Annotated in this window: 1 pseudogene; it reads right to left on the minus strand. The window is 71.0% G+C overall.

The features are described 5' to 3' along the window. Positions 1 to 478, minus strand: a pseudogene (locus AC5RVV_RS17940) (hypothetical protein); the annotation flags it as partial. Positions 479 to 535: the final 57 nt, after the last annotated feature.

Raw genomic sequence — 535 nt, forward strand, 5'->3', positions numbered from 1 at the left:
TCAGGGATACCGGTACGACGCCGGCAGCCGCCACCAATGCCACAGCGGCCAAACCGGCCTGCGCCCGGACCACGCAGGTCAGCACCAGCACGGCAGCGGCGATCACCAGGACGCCAAGCCACCCCTGTCCGAGCGCCGTCGCAGAGACGAAGGCGAGGAACGCTCCCGCGAAACCCCCGTCCCCCGGTGCCGCACAGCGGCCGATCTCGGCACAGCTGAGGGTCAGGGACACGGCAGCGGACAGCACCCACAGTCCCGAACCGGCAACGGCTATGTGCACCACCCGCCGGAATGCCGGGTGCACCGACAGTTCGGGCGGCTCCGGTTCAGGTTTGGGCGCCGCTTTGCCCACGGCCGTCGTCAGGGCTTCGGCCGGCCGGCTGCCAGGCAGGAGCAGTGCTCCGAAGACCAGCGCTCCCAGCACCAGCGCGAACGCCAGATGGCTGGCCATCCGGGTCAGCGGACGGGCCCATTCCATCAGTCCGGCCGCATCCGGCCCGGACGGCCACGCCGCGGCATTTGTGTACAGGAGCGC

Source organism: Arthrobacter sp. MDT2-34-1 (assembly GCF_059091365.1).